Raw genomic sequence first — 24,369 nt, 5'->3', positions numbered from 1 at the left:
AGGAAAAGACGTGAACTCCATGTCCGACGCGCCGAAGCGCCTCACCTTCGTCTGCTCCTGCGAGGACACGATGCCGCTGGACGGGGCGCGCCTGGCGCGCGCCTGCGCCGCGCGCGGCTCGGAACTGCGCCCCGCCGAGCAGCTCTGCCGTTCTCAGCTGCCCCGCTTCCTCGCGGCGCTGGGCGAGGCCGACATTTCCGTCGCCTGCACCCAGGAAAGCCCGCTGTTCCGCCAGGAAGCGGAGGAGGCCGGGCATCGCGGGGCGCTGGACTTCCTCAACATCCGTGAAACCGCCGGCTGGTCGGACGAGGCGGCGCAGGCCGGCCCCAAGATGGCCGCGCTGCTGGCCGCGGCCGCCGTGCCGATGCCGCCCACCCCGCTGCTGCCGCTGGAAAGCCGCGGCGTGACGCTGGTGCTGGGGCGCGACGCGACGGCGCTGGAAGCCGCGGCCGCCCTGGCGGAGAAGCTGGACCTCACGGTGCTGCTGACCGGCGAGGAAGCGGTGCAGCCGCCGCGCCAGGCCAGCTTCCCCGTGCTGCGCGGCCGCGCCCGCGGCGCCACGGGCTGGCTGGGCAGCTTCGCCGTGGCGGTGGACAGGGTGGCGGCGGCCGCGCCCTCCTCGCGCGCCAGCTATCGCTGGGGCCCGGGCAAGGACGGTACCACCAGCCGCTGCGACGTGATCCTGGACCTGTCGGGCGCCGCGCCGCTGTTTCCGGCGCACGAGGTCCGGCTGGGCTACCTGCGCGCCGACCCCGCCGACCCCGCCGCCGTGGCCCGCGCGGTGGCGCAGGCCGGCGAGCTGGTGGGGCAGTTCGACAAGCCGCGCTTCGTGCAGCAGGACCCCGCGCTCTGCGCCCACGCGCGCAACCGCCGCACCGGCTGCACGCGCTGCCTGGACCTGTGCCCCACCGGCGCCATCACGCCGGGCAAGGAATCCGTCGTGGTGTCGGCGGAAATCTGCGCCGGCTGCGGCTCCTGCGCCGCGGTCTGCCCCACCGCCTCCATCACCTACGCCCTGCCGCCGGCGGACGCGATCCTGCGCCGCGCTCGCACGCTGCTCCTGGCCTATGCCGAGGCCGGCGGTGCCGCGCCCGTGCTGCTGCTGCACGACGGCACGCACGGCGAGCCGATCCTGGACGCGCTGGCGCGGCACGGCGACGGTTTGCCGGCGCGCGTGCTGCCGCTGCGGGCGGAACCCGGCGCGCTGGACCTGGGCGCGCTGCTGGCGCCGCTGGCCTGGGGGGCGGAGGCGGTGCGCGTGCTGCTGCCGGCGCGCCGGCGCCACGGCACGGACGGGCTGCTGCGCAACCTGGACTACGCCGCCGCCATCCTGGCCGGGCTGGGGATCGAGGGCGCCGCCCCGCGCGCCGCCGCGCTGGAAACCGACGACCCCTTCGCCCTGGGCGAGGCGCTGCGCGCGCTGCCCGCCATGCCACCCGCCGTGCCGCCCGCCAGCTTCCTGCCCCAGGGCACGCCGCGCGAGATCGCCCGCGCCGCCCTGGGCGCGCTGCACCCGGCCGCGGTGCCCGAGGCCGCGGCGCCGGCCCGGCCGGGACTGCTGGCGGCCCTGGGGATCGGCGCCGCCCCGGTCGCCCCGGCGCCGGCGCCCCCCGAGATCCTGCCCTTGCCGGAACTGGCGCCCTTCGGGCTGGCGCGGGTGGCGGCGGAGGGCTGCACGCTGTGCCTGGCCTGCACCACCGTCTGCCCCACCGGCGCGCTGGCGGCCAATCCCGACACGCCGCAACTCTCCTTCCTGGAGGATGCCTGCGTGCAGTGCGGGTTGTGCGCGAAGACCTGCCCGGAAAGCGTCATCACCCTGGAACCGCGGCTGAACTTCTCCCCCGAGGCATCGCGGCGCGTGGTGGTGAAGGAGGAGGAGCCGGTGCACTGCACCCGCTGCGCCAAGCCCTTCGGCACCCGCGCTTCCGTGGAGCGGGTGAAGAACAAGCTGCGCGCGCACTGGATGTTCGCCGACCCGGCGCGGCTGGCGGTGCTGGACCTGTGCGAGAACTGCCGCGTCTTCGCGGCGACCGATGGCGGTATCGACCCCTATGCCGGCGCGACGCGCCCGGCGCCCCGCACCGCGGCGGATTACCACGGCGCGGCGGACACCCCCGGCGAACCGCGCGGGCGGGGCTGAGGCCCGCCCCGCACGGCGTCCCGCCCGGTGCCCCCGGCGGCCGGCCGGCGGCGCGGTGACGCCGCGGCGTCGCACGCCCGCACCGCGCGCTCAGCCCGGCGCGGCGGAGTGCTGCTCGGCGCCCGCGGGGATCACCACCCCCGGCAGCTTGCCGGCCGTGAAAATGTGCACCGCGCCGTTCAGGTCGATCGGCACGTCCAGCGAACCGCCCTTCACGCTCAGCGTGCCGCCGCCCTCGCGCTGGTGCCACAGCCGGGTGCCGCAGGTGCCGCAGAAGCTGCAGCGCAGGACGTGCCCGCTCTCGGTCGGGCGCGACCAGCTGCGAGGCTCGCCGCGCCGCAGCCGCAGCTGCGACGCGTCCACCCGCACGGAGATGCCGAAGGCCGAGGCGGACTGCTTGCGGCACTGCCCACAGTGACACACCACCAGGGCCGCCGGCGCGCCGGAAATCTCGAAACCCACCGCGCCGCACTGGCAGCCGCCCGTCATCGCCATCCCGGAACCCCGTCGCTTCCCCGCCGCCGGCACCGTGCCGCGGCGGCGGGCACGCTGCCACGTTTCCCGGCCGTTGTGGCGCCGGGGTGCCCGTGCTGCTGTCGCGCCCCGCTTTCGCGCTGCGCCCGGAGGGTTCCCCGCCATGACCGAGACCACCAACCCGCAGGTGCTGCTGGCCCGCCGCCCCGCCGGCGAGCCCGTGCCGGAGGATTTCCGCCTGGCCGAGGCACCCGTGCCGGTGCCCGGTCCGGGCGAGGTGCTGGTGCGCAACCGCTTCCTGTCGCTGGACCCCTACATGCGCGGCCGCATGAACGAGGCGAAATCCTACGCCCCGCCGGTGGCGATCGGCGCGGTGATGGGCGGCCGCTGCGTCGGGCAGGTGGTGTCCTCGGCCGTCGAGGGCTTCGCGCCCGGGCAATGGGTGGCGGGCGGCGAGGGCTGGCAGCACTTCTCCGCCGTGCCCGCGGCGGCACTGCGGCTGCTGGATCCGGACGCCGCGCCGCCCTCGGCCTTTCTGGGCGTGCTGGGCATGCCCGGCACCACCGCCTGGGTCGGCACCACGGAGATCGCGCCGGTGAAGCCGGGGGAGACCTTCGTGGTGTCCGCCGCCTCCGGCGCGGTGGGGTCGGTGGCCGGGCAGATCGCGCGCGAGATGGGCGCGCGGGTGGTGGGCATCGCCGGGGGTGCGGCGAAATGCGCCTTCGTGACGGCGGAGCTGGGCTTCGACGCCTGCCTGGACCACCGCGCGCCGGGCTTCCCCGAAGCTCTCGCCGCCGCCTGCCCCGATGGCGTGGACGTGTATTTCGAGAATGTCGGCGGCGCCGTGCAGCGCGCGGTCTGGCCGCTGCTGAACCCCTTCGCCCGGGTGGCGGTGTGCGGGCTGGTGTCGGAATACAGCGCCGAGCCGCCGCCGCCCGGCCCCAACCTGCGGGAAATGATGGGCAAGCGGCTCACCCTCCGCGGCTTCATCGTGGGTGACCATCCCCGCGCGGCCGCGGAGTGGCGCGACACCGGCGCTCGCTGGCTGCGCGACGGGCGGCTGAAATATCGCGAGGACGTGGTGCACGGCCTGTCCCGGGCGCCCGAGGCCTTCCTGGGCCTGCTGGCAGGGCGCAACTTCGGCAAGCTGGTGGTGGCGCTGGACTGAGGCGGTGGAGAAGACCGGGGGAGTGAACTCCCCCGGACCCCCTCCTTCTTTCGGGAGTTTTCGGGTGCGCCCGTGGCCAGGGAAGCGCCCCCAAACTCCCGAAAATAGAAGGGGGTCCAGGGGGATACTTCCCCCCCGGCTTGCTGCCCCTATCTGCTCCAAACGCCGCCGCACCGGGGAGGGCGGTTTGACAGCCCGTGGTGCAGTACCTATCTGATCGTCAGTCGTCTTACGATATGCCGGTCAACGAGCCGGACGAGGGAGGGTTGTTGATGAAGGTCGCGATCATCGGCGGCGGCATTGCCGGGCTGGCCCTGGCGCTGAACCTGCACGAGCGGGGCATCGGCTGTCAGGTCTACGAGGCGGCGCCGGAGGTGAAGGAGCTGGGCGTCGGCATCACCCTGCTGCCGCACGCGATGCGCGAGCTGACCGCGCTGGGCCTGCAGGAGTCGCTGCGCCGCGCCGGCATCGAGAACCGCGCCAGCGCCTTCTTCAACCGCTTCGGCCAGCTGATCTACCAGGAGCCCCGTGGCGCCCTGGCCGGCTACGCCTATCCCGAGATCGGCATCCACCGCGGCCGCCTGCACACGCTGCTGTTCGAGACCGCCAGGGAACGGCTGGGTGCGGAGCGCATCACGCTGGACCGCCGCTGCGCCGGTTTCACCCAGGACGAGAACGGCGTTTCGCTGCACTTCCAGACCAGCACCGGCGCCGCGGCCCCGGACGCCACGGCCGACATCGCGGTCGCCTGCGACGGCGTGAATTCCGCGATCCGCAAGCAGTTCTATCCCGGCGAGGACGTGGTGTTCACCGGCATCAACACCTGGCGCGGCGTGACGCGGCACAAGCCGATCCTGGATGGGCGGACCTATATCCGCGTCGGCTCCATCAAGCGCGGCAAGATCGTGATCTACCCGATCATCGACGACGTGGACGGGCAGGGGAACCAGCTGATCAACTGGACCACCGAGATCCAGTCCGACCGCGCCGAGAAGAACGACTGGAACAAGCCCGGCCACGTCGAGGACTTCATCGAGCACTACGCCGACTGGCACTTCCCCTGGTGTGACGTGCCCGAGCTGATCCGCAACTCGGAGGTGCTGTTCGAATACCCGATGGTGGACAAGGACCCGGTGGACCGCTGGACATTCGGCCGCGTCACGGTCGCCGGCGACGCCGCGCACCCGATGTACCCGCGCGGCTCCAACGGCTCGGCCCAGTCGCTGATCGACGTGCGCACCCTGGCGGACCTCCTTGCCAAGGGCGGCGACCCGCGCGAGGCGCTGCGGGCCTACGAGGCCGCCCGCACCGGCCCCACCGCCAAGGTGGTGCGCACCAACCGTTCCAACCCGCCGGACTTCATCAACATCCGCGTCGAGGAGCTGACCAATGATCAGCCCTTCGACAACCTGGACGACTTCGTCACCCAGGCGGAGCTGAAGGAACTCTCCGACAGCTACAAGCGCGTCGCGGGCTTCGACCTGACCAGCCTGCGCTGAGGCGCCTCGCGATCCGGCCGCGGCCAGGGGCGACGCCACCTGGCTGCGGCCAGGGCGCCGTTCCACCCAGGCCGAAGCTCCCGGACAAGCCCCGCTACGCGTCGCCTGGCCGAATCAGCTCGGGGCGATCCATTCCGGCTCGGGCACCGGGTCGATCTCGAGGTTCACCACGACCTCCTCCGGGCCGCTGCGCACCAGCACGCAGTGCAGCTCCTCCGTATCGGAGGCATTCAGCTCCTGGTGCGGCACCCAGGGCGGCACCAGCAGGAAGTCGCCGGGACCCGCCCGGGTGATCCATTCCAGCCGCTCGCCCCAGCGCATCAGGGCCTGGCCGCGCACCACGTAGATGATGCTTTCCAGCGCGCCGTGGTGATGCGGGCCGGTGGCCTCGCCGGGGCGGATCAGGTTGGTGCCGGCCCAGAGCGCGCTGCTGCCGGTGCGGCTGCCGCTGATCGCGACCTGCCGGTTCATGCCGCGGGTTTCCGGCGTGTCGCCGCTGCGTCCGGCGGCGGGAACCACGCGGATGCCGTGGTCGCGCCAGTGTTCCGGCGGGTGGGTGGCGCGGGGCGCCAGATCGTCGGGCATTGGGGGTCTCGCCTCGCTTCCTCGGGCGGGGAGCATAGACGGCCCGGGCCGGGCAAGTCACCGCCGCTGGCGAGGGCGCGGTTCAGGAGCGTGGTGCGGCGCCCCCGGCGGAACGCGCGTCGGACCGGGGCGGCAGGGCGGCGCGGCCGCTTCCCCAGGGCGTCGCGCGCCGTGAGGGGCGGGCCGGGTGGCGGCGCGTCATTCCGGCCGGAGGCGGCAGGGCCGAAGCCACCTCCCTGCGGGCCTTTCCCCCGAAACGCGAAGCGCCCCCGGGGATCTCTCCCCGGGGGCGCCGCGTCGCACACGGTGGTGGCCGGCCCAACCGGGCCGGCCGCCGGAGGCTCAGTCCTCGGAGGCTAGGTTGCGGCGACGGATCGCCGCACCCAGGATGTCGCCCAGCGAGGCGCCGCTGTCGGAGGTGCCGTACTCGCGCACCGCCTCGCGCTCCTCCTCGATCTCCTTGCCCTTGATGGTCAGGGAAAGGCGACGGGCCGCGCGGTCCACCATGATCACGCGGGCATCGACCTTCTCGCCCACCGCGAACTTGTCGGGGCGCTGGTCGTTGCGGTCGCGGGCCAGCTCGGCGCGGCGGATGAAGCCGGTGAGGATGTCCTCGACCTTCACCTCGATGCCGTTCTGCTCGACTTTGGTGACGGTGCAGGTGACGATGTCACCCTTGCGCACGCGGTCCAGCACTTCGGCGGCCGGGTCGGACTGCAGCTGCTTGACGCCGAGGGAGATGCGCTCCTTCTCGACGTCCACGTCCAGCACCTTCGCCTGGACGTTGTCGCCCTTGCGGAAGTTGGCCATCGCCTGCTCGCCCGGGAGGTCCCAGGACAGGTCGGACATGTGCACCATGCCGTCCAGGTCGGGGCCGAGACCCACGAACAGGCCGAACTCGGTGATGTTGCGGATCTCGCCCTCGACCGTGGAGCCGGGCGGGTGCTGCTCCAGGAAGACTTCCCAGGGATTGCCCTGGGCCTGCTTCAGGCCGAGCGAGATGCGGCGCTTGGGCTCGTCCACGTCCAGGATGAGCACGTCCACGGCCTCGGAGGTCGCGACGATCTTGCCCGGATGGACGTTCTTCTTGGTCCAGGACATCTCGGACACGTGCACGAGGCCCTCGACCCCCGGCTCCAGCTCCACGAAGGCGCCGTAATCGGTGATGTTGGTGACGCGGCCGGAGAACTTGCCCTGCACCGGGTACTTGGCGGCCACGCCTTCCCAGGGGTCGGACATCAGCTGCTTCATGCCGAGCGAGATGCGCTGGGTTTCCGGGTTGAACCGGATCACCTGCACCTTGACGGCCTGGCCGATGGTCAGCGCCTCGGAGGGGTGGTTGATGCGGCGCCAGGCGATGTCGGTGACGTGCAGCAGCCCGTCCACGCCGCCCAGGTCCACGAAGGCGCCGTAGTCGGTGATGTTCTTCACCACGCCGTCGAGGATCATGCCCTCCTTCAGGCCCTGGATGAGCTCGCTGCGCTGCTCGGCGCGCGTCTCCTCCAGCACCGCGCGGCGGGACACCACGATGTTGCCGCGGGCCCGGTCCATCTTGAGGATCTGGAAGGGCTGCGGCGAACCCATCAGCGGGCCGACGTCGCGCACCGGGCGGATATCCACCTGGGAGCCGGGCAGGAAGGCCACGGCGCCGCCGAGGTCGACGGTGAAGCCGCCCTTCACGCGCCCGAAGATCGTGCCGTTGACGCGGGTCTGTGCCTGGAACTGCTTCTCGAGGTTGGTCCAGGCTTCCTCGCGACGCGCCTTCTCGCGCGAGAGCACGATGGAACCGTCGCGGTCCTCGTAGCGCTCAACGAAGAGTTCAACGGTGTCGCCCGGCTTGATCTCGGGCTTCTGCCCCTGCGGGGCGAATTCGCGGAGCGGGACGCGGCCCTCGCTCTTCAACCCGACATCGACGACCGCGACGTCGTCGTCGATGCGGATGATGCGGCCGGTGACGACGGAGCCCGCGAAGCCGGTATCGGCGCCGAGCGTCTCGTCGAGCAGGGCCGCGAAGTCCTCGACGCCGGAGTTCGGACGGTCGAGGGTTGTGGCAGATGCCATGTAGCGGTGTGTTCCTGAAGGGGCGGGGGGTTGAAGCCCGCCGCGGTGCTTGCGCGTCCACCGCCGCGGCCGCCGGAGCGGCACAGGCCAGAGGGGATACGTCTTGCCCGGCAGGTGCCGGGCCGTTGGGGGAAGCCCGCCGGAACGGCGAACGTCGCGGAGGCCGCAAGGCCAGCGCGATGCGCCGCCCCTACACCCCGGCGGGCCGGAAAGTCAAGCTTTTCCCGCCCGTTGATGCCGCCGGTCCGCGGCGTTTCCGCCGCGGCGTGGATGGCTCGCCCGAGTTGCTGCTGGCGGTGCGGCCGGCCCCAACGCCGCGGCGCTTCAGTGCGCCACGTCGCCGAAGATCGCGCTCAGGATGGCGAACAGCGCGCCGCCCGCCAGGAAGCCCACCAGCGTGCCGTTGATGCGGACGTATTGCAGGTCCCGGCCCACGCGCAGCTCGATCCGCTCCGTCACGGTGGCGGTGTCCCAGTTGCCCACCACCCCCGCCACGAAGCTGCTCAGCCGGGCGCGGGCGGTGGGCAGCAGCGCCAGCAGCATGCGCTCCAGCGCCGCGTTCAGGCGGGCGCGGGCGTTGGGGTCCTCGGCCAGCACGCTTCCGGCATTGGCCAGCGCCGCCTGCGCCAGCCCGGCCAGCCGGCCGTCGGGCTTGGCGGCATCCAGCTCCGCCGCCCAGCGCAAGCGGTGCCAGGCATCGTCCAGCCAGGCCGCCACCGCCTCGTGCCGCAGGGCCGAGCGCAGGGCCGCGCCGATCTGCGCGGCGCGCTGCGGGTCGTGCTCCAGGCGGTCCAGCTCGCGCATCACCCATTCGTCGAAGGCGGCGCGCAGGCTGTTCTCGCCGCCCTCCTCCGACATCGCCTCGTCCAGCGCCTCGTTCACCGCGGTCACCACGCGCCGCGCCACATAGGCCCCGGCCACCCAGCCCACCACGGAGCCGCCCTGTTCCCGCACCCGGCGTTCCACGCCCTCGCGCAGCGATTGTTCCTTGTCGCGCAGCACGTCGCGGATTTCGCGCAGCGCCAGGTCGAAAACGTCGCGGTGGCGGCCGCCTTCCACCAGGATGCGCAGCGTTTGCGCCAGCACCCGCGTCGCCGTGGCCCCGTCCGCCAGCCGCGGCAGCAGCCGCAGCACCATGCGGCTGGCGCGGCCTTCCTGCACGCTGCCCAGCAGCCGCGGCACGGAGGCCGCCATCGCCCGCGCCGCCGGCCGGGTCGCGGCCTCGTCCGCCAGGAAGCCGCGGATCACGGTGGCCAGGTCCAGCCGCCCGAGCAGGCGCGATACCTCCGCCTCGGTGAAGACGTGGTCGGCCACGAAGCGGCCCAGCGCCGCGCCCAGCCGTTCCTTCTGGCGGGGCACGATGGCGGTGTGCGGGATCGGCAGGCCGAGGGGGCGGCGAAACAGCGCCGTCACCGCGAACCAGTCGGCCAGGCCCCCCACCAGCCCGGCCTTGGCGGAGGCCTGCAGCAGCTCCGTCCACCAGCCCGGCGGCAGGGCGTAGGCGCCCAGGGTCACCGCGGCCATGCCGCCCAGCAGGCCGGTGGCCAGGGCCCGGTGGCGCCGCAGCCGCCGGCGCAGCGCGTCCTCCGTTGCCTCGGCCAGGGGAAAGGGCGCATTGCCGGAGGGTGCCTGCATGCGGCGCCGCATGGACGAGGCGGGGGACGCTTGTCCAGGGCTGGGGAGATGTTATCTCGTAACACCATGTCGCGCCGCCCCAGCCTTTCCCTTCCCGATCCCCTGGCGCTCTCGGCCGGCGTGCTGCCGCGCTTGGTGCTGGCGCTGGCCCTGTCGGGCCTGCTCTGGGGGGCCGTGTCCTGGGCGATGTCGGCATGACCGACATGATCCGCCTGCACGACGTCACCGTCAGCCACGGCCGGCGCGCCGCGGTGCATCACGTGTCCGGGGAATTCGCCCCCGGCAGCCTGACCGCCCTGGTCGGCCCCAACGGTGCCGGCAAGACCACGCTGCTGCGCGCCATCGCCGGCCTGCACGCGCCCGAGGAAGGCCGCCTGCAGGCCCCGCGCGGCCGCATCGCCCTGCTGCCGCAGGGCAGCGCCCTGGACCGGTCCTTTCCGATCAGCTGCCTGGACGTGGTGATGCTGGGCCACTGGGGGCGGCTGGGCGCCCTGCGCTCCGCCCGTCCGGCCCACCGCGACGCGGCCGCGGACGCCCTAGCCGCGGTGGGGCTGGACGGCTTCGCCCGGCGCCCGGTGGCGGCGCTCTCGGCCGGGCAGTTCCAGCGCCTGCTGTTTGCCCGGCTGCTGGTGCAGGACGCCCCGGTGATCCTGCTGGACGAGCCCTTCAACGCCGTGGACGCCCGCACCGCCGCGGACCTGCTGCGCCTGGTGCGCGCCTGGCACGGGGAAGGGCGCACGGTGCTGGCGGTGCTGCACGACCTCGACCTCGTGCGGCGGGAATTCCCGGACTGCCTCCTGCTGGCGCGCGAGGCCGTCGCCTGGGGCCCCACGGCGGAGGTGCTGACCGCGCCCAACCGCCTGCGCGCCCGCATGATGGCCGAGGACTGGGAACCGGACGCGCCGGTCTGCGACCGGCCCGCGGCGGCGTGACGGAGGAAGGCAAGGTCGGGGGAAGGAATTCCCCCGATCCCCCTTCTTCTTTCGTGAGTTGGTGCTCCGCGTCCACGGGCGCCCCTGGACTCCCGAAAAAAAGATGGGGGTTCGGGGGAATTCCTTCCCCCGACCTTCTCCTCCCATGACCTACGACCTCCTCCTCGCCCCCTTCGCCGAGTTCGGCTTCCTGCGCCGCGCCCTGGTCGGCTGCCTCGCCCTCAGCCTCGCCGCGCCGCCGCTGGGGGTGTTCCTGATGCTGCGGCGGATGAGCCTTTCGGCGGACGTGCTGGCGCACGGCATCATGCCCGGCATCGCCGCCGGCTTCTGGATCGCCGGCCTGTCGGTCGCGGCCATGTCGATCGGCGGGCTGCTGGCCGGGCTGGCGGTCAGCCTGGGCGCCGGCGCCCTGGCCCGCGCCACCGGCGGGCGGGAGGACGCGACGCTGACCGCGCTCTACCTCCTCGCCCTGGCGCTGGGCGTGGCCATGGTGTCCCTGCGCGGCGGCGCGGTGGACCTGACGCACCTGCTGTTCGGCTCCGTGCTGGGGGTGGACGACGACGCGCTGATCCTGATGGCGGGCGTGTCCACCCTGACGCTGCTCGCCCTGGCCCCGGCCTGGCGGCCCCTGGTGCTGGAGGGCTTCGACCCGCAATTCGCGGCCTCCCAGGGGGCACGGGGCGGCACCTGGCACCTGCTGTTCCTGGCACTGGTGGTGCTGAACGTGCTGGCGGCCTTCCAGGCCCTGGGCACGCTGATGGCGGTGGGGCTGATGATGCTGCCCGCCGTGGCCTCCCGCCACTGGTCGCGCAGCGTGGGCGGCATGGTGCGCGCCGCGGTGGGCATCGCCGCCCTGTGCTCCGCGGCCGGGCTGCTGCTCAGCTTCCACCTGGACGTGCCGAGCGGCCCGGCCATCGTGCTGGCCGCCGGCGGTTGCTGGATCGTCTCCGTGCTGCTGGGCCCGGCGGACGGCTTGCTGCCGCGGCTGTTCCGCCGCCGCCACCTCGCGGCCTGAACGCGCGCCATCGCGCGGCCGGAGGGCTGCGCGGCCGGGCAGGGGAGCGGCACTGCGCCGCCGGAACAGGGAACACCGTCGCCGCACGGCCCGGCCCCGCCAGAACAGGCAACACCCCCGCCGCGCGGCCCGGCCCCGCCGGGCCTGTTCCGGCGGCAACCCATTGCCCGCGGCATCCTTCCCCGCCCGCCCTGCGTTGCTGCGCCACCAGCATCCGGGCCTGGAGGCAGCGCATGACCCCCGACGAGAACAAGGTGAACGAGACCGGCTCCGGATCCAAGGTGCCGGTGCCCGACAACAGCCATACCGACAGCGGCGCCCCCACCGACCGGGCGCATCAGGACGACGGCGACGGCACGCTGACGGGTGCAGTGCCGGCGGGCCTGTCGCTGAAGCAGCTGCGCGAGGCCGCCGAGAGCGACAAGACGGACGACGCCGGCACCAGCTGAACCGGCTGCGCCGGGCCGGGGACGGGCCGGCGCAGCGCCGCCGGGCGCGGCACCTTCCGCATGCCGCACTCCGCTTCCCGCTCATCCGGGGCAGGGCCCTTTCCCCAGGCGGTTTTGCGCGCATGCTGGGGCCTCCCTGCGCCCCGAGGAGCCGCCCCGCATGACCATCCGCCGCCTGGCCGAGGAATCCCGCCTGTCCGGCGCCACCGTCGGCGGAGGGCTGGTCTTCCTGGCCGGCCAGGTGGCGGAGGACACCTCGCTCGACGCCGAGGGGCAGACCGCCGACATCCTCCGCCAGATCGACGCCCTCCTGGCCGAGGCCGGCACCGACAAGCGCGCCCTGCTTTCCGTCACCGTGGTGCTGGCCGACATCGCCGATGCCGCCGCCATGAACCGCGCCTGGGATCGCTGGCTGGACCCCGCGAGCAAGCCCGCCCGCATGACCATCCAGGCGCCGCTGGTGGAGCCGGACTGGCGGGTGGAGATCACCGGCGTGGCCCTGGCCCCGCGCGATCCCGCATGACCCCTCCCGACGGCCCCGGCGCGGGGCAGCCGGGGACGGGTCGCGCGGCCCAGGGTGACGCAACCCCCGACGGCGACACCCCGGACGACGCGACCCCCGACGACGCCGATCCGGACAACGGCGCCCCGGACAACAGCGCCCCGGACGATGCCACTCCGGACGATCCGACCCCCAGCGCCGAACGCTCCTGGGCGCGGTCCTTCGCCGTGGTGATGGGCATGGCGGCGCTGGTGGCGGCCGGGGTGTCCGACCGCGGCTGGGCCTTTCCGCTGATCGTGCTGGCCACCGCGGCGCTGGGCTTCGGGCTGCTGTTCCGGCTGTTTCCCGGCAAGCTCGACTTCGCTTTCGGCACGGCGATCGGCTTCGCGGTCTATGCCTGCCTCTTCACCCTGATCGGCCGTTCCGCCACCCCCGACGCCCGCAACGCGGAACTCGCCGCGGCCTTCCTGCTGCCGGTGGCGGTGTTCCTGGGCGCGGTGTACCGCCAGGGCGGCACCGTGCTGGACGAAGCGCGCGACGAGGAACGCTTCGCCGGCGAGCATGTGTGGCGCACCGGCCGCTGGCTGGGCGTACTGGGCCTGGTGGGCGCGGGCAGCCTGTCGCTGCCGATCAACCGCCTGCCCGCGGAAGGCCAGGGCGTCGCGCTGCTGCTGCTGATGGCTGTCGTGGGCGGGCTGGTGGCCTGGTCGGTGCGCGACATCGTGCGCTTCCTGGTGGACATCGCGCTGCTGCTGCACGACCTGACGCGCCGCCTCGGCACGCTGGCGGTGCCGGCCGCCACCTATGTCGCGCTCTACGCGCTGCTGGCCATCACCTTTGCCTGCCTGTACCGGATCGCCGACGGGCTGTCGTTGCACCCGCTCTTTGCCGGAACCGAGGGCAGCATCCGGCTGAGCTTCACCGACGCGCTGCATTTCTCCGTCACCACCCTGTCCACCGTGGGCTACGGCGACATCCGCCCCGCCGATGACGGCGCGCGCCTGCTCTCGGCCGTGGAGGTGGTGGCCGGGCAGATCCTGCTGCTGTTCGGCTTCTACGAGATCATGAACAGCCGCCGGGTGAACCGGGCGCTGAAGGACGGTGCGGAGGAGCGCGTGGTGGAGCAGGCATCCCCGCCGGACGGGCAATGCCGCGGCCGCTGAACCACCGCGCCGGACGCGCGCCAGCGCGATTGCAGGAAGGGGATAGGCGGGCTCCCGGCATGCAGCAGCAGGACCGCGGGCGCCGGACAGGCGAGCGCCGGACATGCGGAAGCGGAACCGTGGCCGCGGACGGGCAAGCGCCGAATATGCGGCAGCGGGACCGCCGGTGCCGGACAGGCGCGCGCCCGATACGCGAAAGGGCGGCCCTCGCGGGCCGCCCCTCCGGTGCTGCGCCGCCGAAGCGGCGGGCGCTGGCTCAGCGAGACTTCTGGTACAGCTTGCTGGCGATCTCGAACATCTCCTCCGGCGCGTATTCCGGGGAGAAGGCCGAGGCCATGCCGGTCAGCTCCTGCATCTTGCCGCCCTCGGGCATGCCATCGACGACCTCCAGCGGACCCGGCGGGTCGCCCGGCAGGGCCTGCTCGCCATTGCCCCAGATACCGGCGATGCTGGCGTAGTCCTCGGGGCTCCAGCGGTACAGGCGGCGGTGCGAGCCTTCCTGCAGGTATTTCTGGCACTCCGGGATCTTGTCGAGGTTGATGTTCGGGGTGGGCAGGAACTTCTCCAGCTCCACGCCGGTGATCTGCTTCAGCGCCAGCGCGTAGGCATGCGCGTGCACGGAGCCGCGCACCAGCAGGTAGCCGCAGACCTCGCGGCCGGTCGGGTCGGACAGGGTCTCGTAGACCCGCAGCTTGTGCAGGCGGGCGCCGCATTCCAGGTGGAAGTTGTGCAGCAGGTCGAACACCACGTTGCCGGTCGTGGTGATCATGTCCACGTTCCAGGACATGCTGTTGCTGTTCACCGGCAGCGCGCCGCCGCCGGCCGACAGGAAGCTGGCGGCGGAGCGGATGTCCTGCATCGCCTCGAAGGGCGACTTGGAAATGTCGGCGCCGCCCTTCTCGTTGGCGGGATTGTCGGGGCCGTTGTTCAGCATCGCCACGCCGGTGGACACCAGCTCGACGTGGCCCAGTTCCTCGGCCGTGATGCTGGCCACCAGGTCGTAGAAGGGGCGCAGCTTGGACTTGGAGCGGAAGTTGAAGCTCTGGAACATGTAGTTCCCGAGCGTGGACATTTCGCCGTATTTGCCACCCAGAAGTTCCTGCAGTGCCGCGGCGGCATTGGGGTCCTGCTTCTTGGGCGGGGGCAGTTCGGCTTGCAGCCGGTCAACGCGCATGAACACGGGTTGCTTCTCCAATCGGTGAGCAATGGCCTAACGGCCCGTTCCGGCGAGGGTTGGGCACGAAAGCGAAACCCACGCAGAAGTGGGTGGCAGGGCCGGGGGCCCCGGCCGGTGCCGTCCCGGCCGCGCGTGCCCCTTCACGGCCGCGCAACCACGTCCGGCGCGGCCCGCCCTTCTCGTTGCCGGGCACCCGCGGCCGGCACTGCCAGGCAGCGGCCGCCGGTGCCGGGCGGGAAAACCCCCGCTCCCCGCCTCGCCAGGGCCGCAATCCTGCCTACGCCTCGCCGCGCCGGGCCGCTAGAAAGGGTCCCGCCACGCCGACCGCTTCCGGGAAGCCCGGCACCATGGAGGCCACCCTGTTCCTGCCGTCCGCCGCGCGCCCCGCCGCGCCCGCCTTCGCCGCGGAAGCCCGGGCATCCCTGTCGGGAGCCCGGGCATCCCTGCCGGGAGCCCGCGCATGCTGACGGACTGGCGCAACAAGCGCGTCCTGGTCACCGGCGGCGCCGGCTTCCTGGGCTCCAACCTGTGCCACGCCCTGGGCGCGCGCGGGGCGGAGGTGCTGGCGCTGGACAACATGCACCCCGCCATGGGCGCCCATCCCGGCAACCTCGACGGCTCGGGGGCGGAGCTGCGCCGGGTGGACCTGCGCGACGACGACCTGCTGCCGCACTGCGAGGGCGTGGACGCGCTGTTCAACTTCGCCGCCCAGACCTCGCATGCCGGGTCCATGCAGGACCCGCTGAACGACCTGGCTATCAACGCCACCATCCAGCTGCGCCTGATCGACGCCATGCGCCGCGCCGCGCCCGAGGCGGTGGTGGTGCACGCCTCCACCCGCCAGTTCTACGGCAAGCCGCAATACCTGCCGGTGGACGAGTTGCACCCGATCGTGCCGCCCGACGCCAACGGCGTGTCCAAATTCGCCGGCGAGCAGTACTGGCTGCTGGAACAGCGCGTGCACGCCCGCCGCGTCTGCGCCCTGCGCCTGACCAACTGCTACGGCCCGCGGCTGCGCATCAAGGACCACCGGCAGACCTTCCTGGGCATCTGGATCCGCCGCGTGCTGGAAGGCGACCCCTTCGAGGTCTGGGGCGGCGAGCAGCTGCGCGACCTCGCCTATGCCGACGACGTGGTGGACGCCTTCCTGATGGCCGCCGGCTGCCTGCTGCGCGGCGACGCCCCGCCGCCCGAACCGGCCCTCGCCGGCCGCGATGCCGCGGCCGCCACGGCGGAAGCCCTGGCCGCCGCGGAACTCGGGGCCCTGGAAGCCGCCGCCCCCTGGCCCGACGCCACCCTGGCGCCGATGCCCCCGCGCCCGCGCTGCAACGGCCGCGCCTTCAACCTGGGCGGCGCCCCGCCCGTGTCGCTGGCCGAGCTGGCGGAGCTGCTGCTGGACGCCGCCGGGACGGGCCGGTACGAAACCCGCGCCTTTCCGGACGACCGCAAGGCGATCGACATCGGCTCCTTCCACGCCGACGACACCGCCTTCCGCGCCGCCACCGGCTGGACCCCGCGCGTTTCCCTGGCCGACGGACTGCGCCGCACCCTGGACTGGTTCCGCCCCCGCCTGGCCGACTATCTCTGAGGCATCGGTACCCATGAACCTCCCCGACATCGCCGTGCCGCAGGCCGATCCCGGCGCCGGCTACCGCGCCCAGAAGAGTGAGATCGACGCCGCCGTGGCGCGCGCCCTGCAGTCGGGCTGGTACATCCTGGGGGCCGAGGGCGCCGCCTTCGAGAGCGAGTTCGCCGCCTGGCTGGGCGGCGACCCGCCCGCCCGCGCGGTGGGCTGCGCCAACGGCACCGACGCGCTGGTGCTGATCCTGCGCGGCCTGGGCATCGGCCCCGGCTGCACCGTGGCCACCGTGTCCCACACCGCCGTCGCCACGGTCGCGGCCATCGAGATGTGCGGCGCCACGCCGCTGCTGCTCGACATCGACCCCGACACCTTTACCATGGACCCCGACGAGCTGGCCGCGGTGATCGAGGAGCCGCCGCCGGGCCTGCCGCCGATCCGCGCCGTGATCGCGGTCCACCTCTACGGCCAGGCCTGCGACCTCGCCCCAATGCTGGACGCCTGCCGCGCCGGCGGCGTCGCGCTGATCGAGGACTGCGCCCAGGCGCACGGCGCCACGCTGGAAGGGCACAAGCTCGGCACGCTGGGCATCGCCGCGGCCTTCTCGCTGTATCCCACCAAGAACCTCGGGGCGCTGGGCGATGCCGGCATCCTCGCCACGCCCGACCCCGCACTGGCCGAACGCATCGCCGCCATCCGGCAATACGGCTGGAAGTCGCGCTACGTGTCCGACATGACGGGCATCAACTCCCGCCTCGACGAGATGCAGGCCGCCGTGCTGCGCGCCCGCCTGCCGCGGCTGGACAGCAACAACGCCCGCCGCCGCGAGATCGCCGGCGCCTATGACGCCGCGCTGGAAGGCGGCCCCCTGGCCCCGCCCACCCGCCGCGAGGGCGCCGCCCACGTCTTCCACCAGTACGTCGTCCGCACCCGCGACCGCGACGCGCTGCAAGGGCGCCTGCGCGCCGCGGGCATCGGCACCGGCATCCACTACCCCGTGCCCGTGCACCTGCAGCCCGCCTATCGCGGCCGCGTCCCCCTCGGCCCCGCCGGCTGCACGGAAACCGAGGCCGCCGCCCGCGAGGTGCTGAGCCTGCCGATGTTCCCCGAGCTCACCGAAGCCCAGGTGGAGCGCGTCTGCGCCGCCCTGCGCGACCTCTGACCCGCGCCGGCCAACGGCCCTGAATCGCCGTTCCGGGTCGGGCGGTGGTGTCCGGGCTGTGGCCAGGTTGCTCCTGGGTGATCTGACCGTGGCCAGGGGGCGCCACCCCCTGGACACGGCCTGAACATCCAGGCGCAACCTGGCCACGGCCCGGACACCGCGCCAGCCCGGGCCGGCGATGGTCGTGCGGTTCGACGCAGCCCGGGGCGGGTTGGTGCGTTGCGGCGGCACCGGCTCGGCAGGGACGCTGGGGCCGGAGGGATCGCATCATGAACCACCCTCACACCACCCGTCGCGACCTGATGGCCCGCTGCCTGCCGGTGGCGGCGCTGGCGCTGGCCACCGGCGCCACGCTGTTCCGCCCGGTCCCGGCCGAGGCCGCCAGCCGCGCCGACATCGACGCCGACGTGTCCGCCGCCGTCACCCGCCTGCGCAACCTGCCCGAGGCCGCGCCGCTGTTTTCCCAGGCGCGTGCCATCCTGGTGTTTCCGCGCATCATCCAGGGCGGCCTGATCGTCGGCGGCCAGTACGGGGAAGGCGCGCTGATCCAGGGCGGCGCCACGCGCGGCTACTACAACATCGCCGGCGCTTCCTTCGGCCTGCTGATCGGCGCCCAGGCCTCCGGCCTCGCGATGTTCTTCATGACGGAGGAGGCCATCGCCGGCCTGCGCAACGCCGATGGCTGGGAAATCGGCACCGGTCCTTCCGTGGTGGTGCTGGATCGCGGCATCCAGGCCAACGCCACCTCCACCACCCTGCGCGAGCCGGTCTACGCCATCACCTTCAACCAGGCGGGGCTGATGGCCGCCCTGGCGCTGAACGGCACCAAGATCACCCGCATCAACCCGGACTGATCCGCCGGGCTCGGGGAAAGGCCGGGGGAGCGAACTCCCCCGGTCCCCCTCCTTTTTTCGGATGCTTGAGGTGCGCCGCCTGACACGGCGAGCACCCGGAAAACTTCCGAAAACGGAAGCGGGTCCGCAAACAGGCCTGGGCGGTGGCCACCAGGCACGGCAGCTTTCGCGCTGCCGGGCAGTTACCGCAGCGGGTGCGGCGCATCGGAATCCGCACCCCCGGAGCCCACCGCCCCATGAGCCACCGCCACCACCGGCACACGCTGCACGCCCACCAGCACCACCACGGCTGGAACAACGCCAACCCGCCCGCGCTGCGCGTCGCCCCGGGCGAGAGCGTGGTGTTCGAAACGGTGGACAGTTCCGGCGGCCAGCTCTCGCCCACCAGCACGCTGGACACGCTGCGCGCCCTGGACTTTTCCCGCGTGAACCCCGTCACCGGCCCGGTCCATGTCGACGGCGCCGAACCCGGCGACGCCCTGGCCGTGCATATCGAGCATTTCGCCCCCTCCGGCTGGGGCTGGACCGCCAATATCCCCGGCTTCGGCCTGCTGGCCGACCAGTTCCCCGACCCCGCCCTGCACCTGTGGCAGTACGACGCCGGCACCCTGGCCCCCGCCGCCTTCGGCCGCCTGGCGCGCGTGCCGCTGAAGCCCTTCGCCGGCACGATCGGCCTGGCGCCGGCCGAGCCTGGGCCGCACAGCGTGGTGCCGCCGCGCCGCGTGGGCGGCAACCTCGACATCCGCGACCTCGGCGCCGGCACCACGCTGATCCTGCCGGTGGAGGTGGCGGGCGCGCTCTTCTCGGTCGGCGACACCCACGCCGCCCAGGGCGACGGCGAAGTCTGCGGCACCGCCATCGAGAGCCCGATGACCGTGGCCCTGCGCTTCGAGCTGCTGAAGGGCGCCGCCCCGCGCTTCCCCCGCCTGGAACTGCCCGGCCCCGTGACGCGCCACCTGGACAGCCGCGGCTACGACGTCACCACGGGCATCGGCCCGGACCTGCACGGCTGCGCCCGCGACGCGGTGTCGGGCATGATCGAGCTGCTGGTGGCCCGCCACGGGATGCAGCCGGTGGAGGCCTACATGCTGTGCAGCGTGGCTGGCGACCTGCGGGTGTCCGAGATCGTGGACGTGCCCAACATGGTGGTGTCGCTCTATCTGCCGCGGGTGCTGTTCGACTGACACGGCCTGGGCGCCGCGGACCGGGCAGGGAGCCACGCATCCGGCTTCGGGGCCGCCGTTGCCGGCCCCGGCGCTGCGCAGGCTGGGTAGGATGTAAGATCGCGAGGAAGGGCGGCGAACCCGCCCGCCGTCACCCGGCGTCGGACAGGATCTCCCCCGCCCGGTAGCCCTGCGCGAACAACAGCGCCCGCAGGTCCGCCTGGTCCACCCGCGCCCGGGCCGAGGCCGCCACGATCGGCTTGGCCCGGAACGCCACGCCCAGCCCCGCGGCGCCCAGCATGGCCAGGTCGTTGGCCCCGTCGCCCACCGCCAGGGTCGCCTCCATCGGCAGCCCCAGCTCCGCCGCCAGCCGCGTCAGGGTGGCCAGCTTGGCATCGCGATCGAAGATCGGCTCCGCCACCGCCCCGGTCAGCGCCGCCCCGTCGTCCAGCAGGATGTTGGCGTGGTGCGAGGAGAAGCCGCACAGCGCCGCCACCCGCCCGGTGAAGAAGGTGAAGCCGCCCGAGGCCAGCGCGCAATGCGCCCCCGCCGCCCGCATGGTGCCCACCAGCGCCCGCGCCCCCGGCATCAGCGCGGTCTGCGCCCAGGTGCGCTCCAACGCGTCCAGCGGCAGGCCGCGCAGCATCGCCACCCGTTCCCGCAGGGCGGCGGCGAAGTCCAGCTCGCCGTTCATGGAACGCCGGGTGATGGCGGCGATCCGCTCCTTGAGCCCGGCATAGGCGGCCAGCTCGTCCAGCGTCTCGGTGGTGACGATCGTGCTGTCCATGTCGGCGATCAGCAGCCGCTTGCGCCGCCCTGCCGCACCTTGCGCGATGGCGTCCACCGGCTGCGCCTGCAGGGCCCCCCGCGCGGCGGCATCGGCCTGGTCGGGTGCCAGGCCGGAAAAGGGCAGGTCCGCCGCCTCGCCCGGGGCCAGCCAGTCCGGCGCCCCCGGTTCCGCCCCCAGGGCGCGCAGCGCGTCGGCCACGGTGGACAGGAGGCCGCGCGGCAGGGCGCCGGGGGCTGCGACGAGGGTGAGGACGTGCGACATGCGGGGCCGGATATGCCGGGGCTCCCGCCATGCAGCAACCGCTCCCGCCCGCGCTGCTGATCGCCGGGCCCACCGCCTCGGGCAAGTCGGCGCTGGCGCTGGCGGTGGCGGCGCGCCTGGGCGCTGCCACGATCGTCAACGCCGACAGCATGCAGGTCTACCGCGACCTGCGCGTCCTGACCGCCCGCCCGACGCCCGCCGAGGAAGCGCGCGGACCGCACGCGCTCTACGGCATCCGCGACGCGGCCGAGCCCGCCAGCGCCGCCTGGTGGCGGGGGGAAGCGCTCGCCGCGATGGCGGCGGCCGGGGGCGTGCCCATCCTGTGCGGCGGCACCGGCCTGTACTTCCAGGCGCTCACCCGCGGCCTGGCCCCCATGCCGGCGGTGCCGGAAGCGGTGCGGGCGGAAGCGCGCGCCCTGCTGGACGCGATCGGCCCTGCCGCCCTGCACGCCCGGCTGGCGGCGGCGGACCCGGACACCGCCGCGACGCTGCGCCCCGGCGACAGCCAGCGCCTCGCCCGCGCCTGGGAAGTCTGGCAGGCCACCGGCCGCGGCCTGCTCTCCTGGCGGCGCGAGCCCGCCGGCCCCCCGCCGCCCTGGCGCTTCCTGGCGATCCGCCTGGACCCGCCGCGCGACGAACTCCGCGCCGCCATCCGCGCCCGCTGGGCGGCGATGCTGCGCGACGGCGCGACGGAGGAGGTGCGGGCGCTGCTGGCCCGCAACCTCGACCCGGCGCTGCCGGCGATGCGCGCCCACGGCGTGCCGGAACTGCGCGCGGTGCTGCAAGGCCGCAGCACGCCCGATCAGGCGGGGGAGCGCGCCTGCCTCGCCATCGGCCAGTACACCAAGCGGCAGGCGACCTGGTTCCGCCACCACCCGCTCCTGCCGGACGGGGCTGACCCGAGCGGGACGCATATGATCCATGCGCGTTTCACGGATCATGCGCAACTTTCGGAAAGTCTGATGGGTGAAATCTTGCGGTTCGTTGAAGCTGGCCGTTGACGCGGTGCAGCAGCCCGCCTAGACCCCCACTCCGCGCGCCGCCACCGCTGCGCCCAGGCTGCCAGGAAAACCCCCGATGTCCGCAACCTCCGACGCCGCGACCGACGCCCCGACCATGAACGGCGCCGAGATCGTCCTCCGTGCGCTGAAGGAACAGGGCGTCGAGGTCATCTTCGGCTATCCCGGCGGCGCCGTGCTGCCGATCTACGACGCCATCTTCCAGCAGAACGCCATCCGCCACGTGCTGGTGCGGCACGAGCAGGCGGCGGTGCACGCCGCCGAGGGCTATGCCCGCTCCACCGGCAAGGTGGGCTGCGTGCTGGTGACCTCCGGCCCAGGGGCCACCAACGCGGTGACCGGGCTGGTGGACGCGCTGATGGACAGCATCCCGCTGGTCTGCCTGTGCGGGCAGGTGCCGACGCACCTGATCGGCAACGACGCCTTCCAGGAAGCCGACACCACGGGGATCACCCGCCCGGCCACCAAGCACAACTACCTGGTCAAGCGCATGGAGGACCTCGCCCGCACGGTGCACGAGGCCTTCCAGATCGCCCGCTCCGGCCGTCCCGGCCCGGTGGTGATCGACCTGCCCAAGGACATCCTGATCAACAAGGGCCACTACCAGGAAGCCTCCACCGCGCCGCACCGTTCCTACCGCCCGCGCACCCAGCCGGACGCCAACCGCATCCGCGAGGCGGTGGCGCTGCTCAAGGCTGCCAAGCGGCCGATGCTCTACACCGGCGGCGGCGTGATCAACGCCGGGCCGGAAGCCTCCGACCTGCTGCGCCGCTTCGTGCGCGCCACCAACTTCCCCATCACCAACACGCTGATGGGGCTGGGCGCGGTGCCGGCCTCCGACCCGAACTTCCTGGGCATGCTGGGCATGCACGGCACCGTCGAGGCCAACCTGGCCATGCACGGCTGCGACGTGCTGCTCAACATCGGCGCCCGCTTCGACGACCGCGTCACCGGCCGGGTCAACGCCTTCTGCGTCGGCGCCAAGAAGATCCACGCCGATATCGACCCGTCCTCCATCAACAAGAACGTCGCGGTGGACGTGCCCATCGTGGGCGATGCCGGCGCCGTGCTGCGCGACCTGCTGGAAGCCTGGGAGGCCGACGAGCGCCCGACCGACCGCGAGGCGCTGGCCAGCTGGTGGCGCCAGATCGACGCGTGGCGGGCGACCGACTGCCTGCGCTACAAGCAGGAAGGCCGCATCATCAAGCCGCAGCACGCGGTGCGCCGCCTGTACGAGCTGACGCGCGAGAGCGGCCGCGACACCTTCATCACCACCGAGGTCGGCCAGCACCAGATGTGGGCCGCGCAATATTTCGGCTTCGAGAAGCCGAACCGCTGGATGACCTCCGGCGGCCTGGGCACCATGGGCTACGGCCTGCCGGCCGCGATGGGCACGCAGGTCGCGCACCCCGACGCGCTGGTGATCGACATCGCCGGCGAAGCCTCCATCCTGATGAACATCCAGGAGATGGCGACGCTGGCGCAGTACCGCCTGCCGGTGAAGGTGTTCATCCTGAACAACGAGTACATGGGCATGGTCCGCCAGTGGCAGGAACTGCTGCACGGCGGCCGCTATTCCGAGAGCTATTCCGCCGCCCTGCCGGACTTCGTGAAGCTGGCCGAGAGCTTCCACGCCACCGGCCTGCGCGCGGAGACCGCCGACGACCTGGACCGCGTGATCCGCGAGATGCTGGCGATCGACGGCCCCGTGATCGCCGACATTGCCGTGGACCAGAAGGAAAACGTCTTCCCGATGATCCCCTCGGGCGCCGCGCACAACGAGATGATCCTGGCCCCCGGCCAGGAGGGCGGCGTCACCGGCGTCACCGACGAAGGCAAGGTCCTCGTTTAGGAACTTCGCGGATGCGTGCGTGGTATGACGCTATTCCCCTTCTGCCAGCCCTATGGCGGAAGCCCAGACTAGAAGCGGCCTTCTCGCGGCGGAAGAAGGACGCAGAAGCTAGAGCGCTGGCGAGGGCCGCGAAGGAGAGGCGCGCGAGAGAGCGGGCTCTAATCCACGCCGCTAGACAGAAAAGAGAGCAAGCGGATCTTGGATCACTCGCTAGCTCAAGACGTTACGATTATCGCTTTACGAACTCTGTGTCCTCGATGACAGAGGATGCTAAGTATATTGCAGAGAATGGGTTTGATAGCTTCGACAAGAAGCGTGGCTGATCTGTTCTATGAGAAAGCTCCAGTCCCATGCCTTCCAACACTGACCTGACGCAGCGCACCGCCACCGTGGCGGTGCTGGTGGAGAACGAGGCCGGCGTGCTGGCGCGCGTGATCGGCCTGTTTTCCGGCCGCGGCTACAACATCGAGAGCCTGACCGTCGCCCCGGTTGACGACGAGAAGCGCCTGTCGCGCATCACCGTGGTCACCACGGGCACCGACATGGTGATCGAGCAGATCAAGGCGCAGCTCGACCGGCTGGTGCCCGTGCACCGCGTGTCCGACCTCGGGCTGGAAGGCCCGCACCTCGTGCGCGAGCTGGCGCTGATCAAGGTGGTCGGCCGCGGCGAGAACCGCATGGAGGCGCTGCGCCTCGCCGACGCGTTCCGCGCCCGGGTGGTGGACGCCACCCCCGAGAGCGCGGTGTTCGAGATGACCGGCTCGGCCGACAAGATCGACGCTTTCATCGCGCTGATGCGCCCGCTCGGCCTGGCCGAGGTCAGCCGCACCGGCGCCGTCGCCATCGCGCGCGGCACGCGCGCCCTGGCGGCCTGACCCCGCAGTCCCGG

The 24,369-nt window shown here is 73.0% G+C and carries 22 protein-coding genes; 16 read left to right on the top strand and 6 right to left on the bottom strand.

What is annotated here, in order from left to right; genetic code table 11:
• Positions 1-19 precede the first annotated feature (19 nt).
• Positions 20-2,140, top strand: a complete 2,121-nt coding sequence (locus ACLIBK_RS18080; RefSeq protein WP_415388713.1) for a 4Fe-4S dicluster domain-containing protein — start codon at positions 20-22, stop codon at positions 2,138-2,140.
• A 90-nt stretch (positions 2,141-2,230) separates the two neighbouring features.
• On the opposite strand, the gene ACLIBK_RS18075 is transcribed toward ACLIBK_RS18080, so the two are convergent.
• Positions 2,231-2,629 carry a GFA family protein gene (locus ACLIBK_RS18075; protein WP_415388685.1) on the bottom strand — a complete coding sequence of 133 codons (399 nt, stop codon included), beginning with the start codon at positions 2,627-2,629 and terminating at the stop codon, positions 2,231-2,233.
• 148 nt (positions 2,630-2,777) lie between these two features.
• Between ACLIBK_RS18075 and ACLIBK_RS18070 the strand changes: the two genes are divergently transcribed.
• Both ACLIBK_RS18070 and ACLIBK_RS18065 read left to right on the top strand, forming a co-directional pair.
• Complete coding sequence (locus tag ACLIBK_RS18070; RefSeq protein WP_415388684.1) at positions 2,778-3,782, top strand: NADP-dependent oxidoreductase; 1,005 nt, start codon at positions 2,778-2,780, stop codon at positions 3,780-3,782.
• 272 nt (positions 3,783-4,054) lie between these two features.
• A complete protein-coding gene (locus ACLIBK_RS18065) occupies positions 4,055-5,281 on the top strand; it encodes a flavin-dependent oxidoreductase (protein ID WP_415388683.1) in 1,227 nt (408 codons plus the stop codon).
• A gap of 114 nt (positions 5,282-5,395) precedes the next feature.
• Here the strand turns inward: ACLIBK_RS18065 and ACLIBK_RS18060 are convergent, their stop codons facing one another.
• From ACLIBK_RS18060 to ACLIBK_RS18050, 3 genes are all read right to left on the bottom strand, one after another.
• Positions 5,396-5,866, bottom strand: a complete 471-nt coding sequence (locus ACLIBK_RS18060; protein WP_415388682.1) for a cupin domain-containing protein — start codon at positions 5,864-5,866, stop codon at positions 5,396-5,398.
• A 342-nt stretch (positions 5,867-6,208) separates the two neighbouring features.
• Positions 6,209-7,927 carry a 30S ribosomal protein S1 gene (gene rpsA, locus ACLIBK_RS18055; RefSeq protein WP_415388681.1) on the bottom strand — a complete coding sequence of 573 codons (1,719 nt, stop codon included), beginning with the start codon at positions 7,925-7,927 and terminating at the stop codon, positions 6,209-6,211.
• A 324-nt stretch (positions 7,928-8,251) separates the two neighbouring features.
• Positions 8,252-9,562 carry a DUF445 domain-containing protein gene (locus ACLIBK_RS18050; RefSeq protein ID WP_415388680.1) on the bottom strand — a complete coding sequence of 437 codons (1,311 nt, stop codon included), beginning with the start codon at positions 9,560-9,562 and terminating at the stop codon, positions 8,252-8,254.
• A gap of 48 nt (positions 9,563-9,610) precedes the next feature.
• Between ACLIBK_RS18050 and ACLIBK_RS18045 the strand changes: the two genes are divergently transcribed.
• From ACLIBK_RS18045 to ACLIBK_RS18020, 6 genes are all read left to right on the top strand, one after another.
• Positions 9,611-9,760, top strand: a complete 150-nt coding sequence (locus ACLIBK_RS18045; RefSeq protein WP_415388679.1) for a hypothetical protein — start codon at positions 9,611-9,613, stop codon at positions 9,758-9,760.
• Entirely contained in the window at positions 9,757-10,494 is a 738-nt protein-coding gene (locus ACLIBK_RS18040; RefSeq protein WP_415388678.1) for a metal ABC transporter ATP-binding protein, read from the top strand. Before ACLIBK_RS18045 ends, ACLIBK_RS18040 begins: the two co-directional genes overlap by 4 nt.
• A gap of 145 nt (positions 10,495-10,639) precedes the next feature.
• The gene (locus ACLIBK_RS18035) at positions 10,640-11,509 is read left to right on the top strand and encodes a metal ABC transporter permease (protein WP_415388677.1); all 870 of its coding nucleotides are present in this window, start codon (positions 10,640-10,642) and stop codon (positions 11,507-11,509) included.
• Positions 11,510-11,742: 233 nt separating this feature from the next.
• Positions 11,743-11,958 carry a hypothetical protein gene (locus tag ACLIBK_RS18030; RefSeq protein ID WP_415388676.1) on the top strand — a complete coding sequence of 72 codons (216 nt, stop codon included), beginning with the start codon at positions 11,743-11,745 and terminating at the stop codon, positions 11,956-11,958.
• A 160-nt stretch (positions 11,959-12,118) separates the two neighbouring features.
• Positions 12,119-12,481 (top strand): RidA family protein, encoded by a 363-nt coding sequence (locus ACLIBK_RS18025; protein WP_415388675.1) that lies wholly within the window; start codon positions 12,119-12,121, stop codon positions 12,479-12,481.
• On the top strand, positions 12,478-13,623 hold the full coding sequence (locus ACLIBK_RS18020; protein WP_415388674.1) for a potassium channel family protein: 1,146 nt from the start codon (positions 12,478-12,480) through the stop codon (positions 13,621-13,623). Before ACLIBK_RS18025 ends, ACLIBK_RS18020 begins: the two co-directional genes overlap by 4 nt.
• Positions 13,624-13,879: 256 nt before the next feature.
• On the opposite strand, the gene ACLIBK_RS18015 is transcribed toward ACLIBK_RS18020, so the two are convergent.
• On the bottom strand, positions 13,880-14,797 hold the full coding sequence (locus tag ACLIBK_RS18015) for a manganese catalase family protein (RefSeq protein ID WP_415388712.1): 918 nt from the start codon (positions 14,795-14,797) through the stop codon (positions 13,880-13,882).
• Positions 14,798-15,260: 463 nt separating this feature from the next.
• Between ACLIBK_RS18015 and ACLIBK_RS18010 the strand changes: the two genes are divergently transcribed.
• The 4 genes from ACLIBK_RS18010 to ACLIBK_RS17995 all read left to right on the top strand — a co-directional run bounded on the left by ACLIBK_RS18010 (position 15,261) and on the right by ACLIBK_RS17995 (position 19,579).
• Positions 15,261-16,388 (top strand): NAD-dependent epimerase/dehydratase family protein, encoded by a 1,128-nt coding sequence (locus ACLIBK_RS18010; protein WP_415388673.1) that lies wholly within the window; start codon positions 15,261-15,263, stop codon positions 16,386-16,388.
• 13 nt (positions 16,389-16,401) lie between these two features.
• Complete coding sequence (locus ACLIBK_RS18005; protein ID WP_415388672.1) at positions 16,402-17,541, top strand: DegT/DnrJ/EryC1/StrS family aminotransferase; 1,140 nt, start codon at positions 16,402-16,404, stop codon at positions 17,539-17,541.
• Positions 17,542-17,810: 269 nt separating this feature from the next.
• Entirely contained in the window at positions 17,811-18,395 is a 585-nt protein-coding gene (locus ACLIBK_RS18000; protein WP_415388671.1) for a YSC84-related protein, read from the top strand.
• 236 nt (positions 18,396-18,631) lie between these two features.
• The gene (locus ACLIBK_RS17995; protein WP_415388670.1) at positions 18,632-19,579 is read left to right on the top strand and encodes an acetamidase/formamidase family protein; all 948 of its coding nucleotides are present in this window, start codon (positions 18,632-18,634) and stop codon (positions 19,577-19,579) included.
• Between the two features lie 130 nt (positions 19,580-19,709).
• On the opposite strand, the gene serB is transcribed toward ACLIBK_RS17995, so the two are convergent.
• On the bottom strand, positions 19,710-20,609 hold the full coding sequence (gene serB, locus ACLIBK_RS17990) for a phosphoserine phosphatase SerB (protein ID WP_415388669.1): 900 nt from the start codon (positions 20,607-20,609) through the stop codon (positions 19,710-19,712).
• A 29-nt stretch (positions 20,610-20,638) separates the two neighbouring features.
• On the opposite strand from serB, the gene miaA reads away from it, so the two are divergent.
• From miaA to ilvN, 3 genes are all read left to right on the top strand, one after another.
• Positions 20,639-21,610, top strand: coding sequence for a tRNA (adenosine(37)-N6)-dimethylallyltransferase MiaA (gene miaA / locus ACLIBK_RS17985; protein ID WP_415388668.1), 972 nt, complete (start codon positions 20,639-20,641; stop codon positions 21,608-21,610).
• 76 nt (positions 21,611-21,686) lie between these two features.
• A complete protein-coding gene (locus ACLIBK_RS17980) occupies positions 21,687-23,480 on the top strand; it encodes an acetolactate synthase 3 large subunit (protein WP_415388667.1) in 1,794 nt (597 codons plus the stop codon).
• Between the two features lie 350 nt (positions 23,481-23,830).
• Entirely contained in the window at positions 23,831-24,355 is a 525-nt protein-coding gene (ilvN, locus tag ACLIBK_RS17975; RefSeq protein ID WP_415388666.1) for an acetolactate synthase small subunit, read from the top strand.
• Positions 24,356-24,369 lie beyond the last annotated feature (14 nt).

Origin of the sequence: Roseomonas sp. BN140053 (assembly GCF_047690175.1) — a bacterium.
GTDB lineage: Bacteria > Pseudomonadota > Alphaproteobacteria > Acetobacterales > Acetobacteraceae > Roseomonas.
The sequence above is the reverse complement of the archived record's forward strand: the minus strand, read 5'-3'. Positions and strand labels throughout refer to the sequence as shown.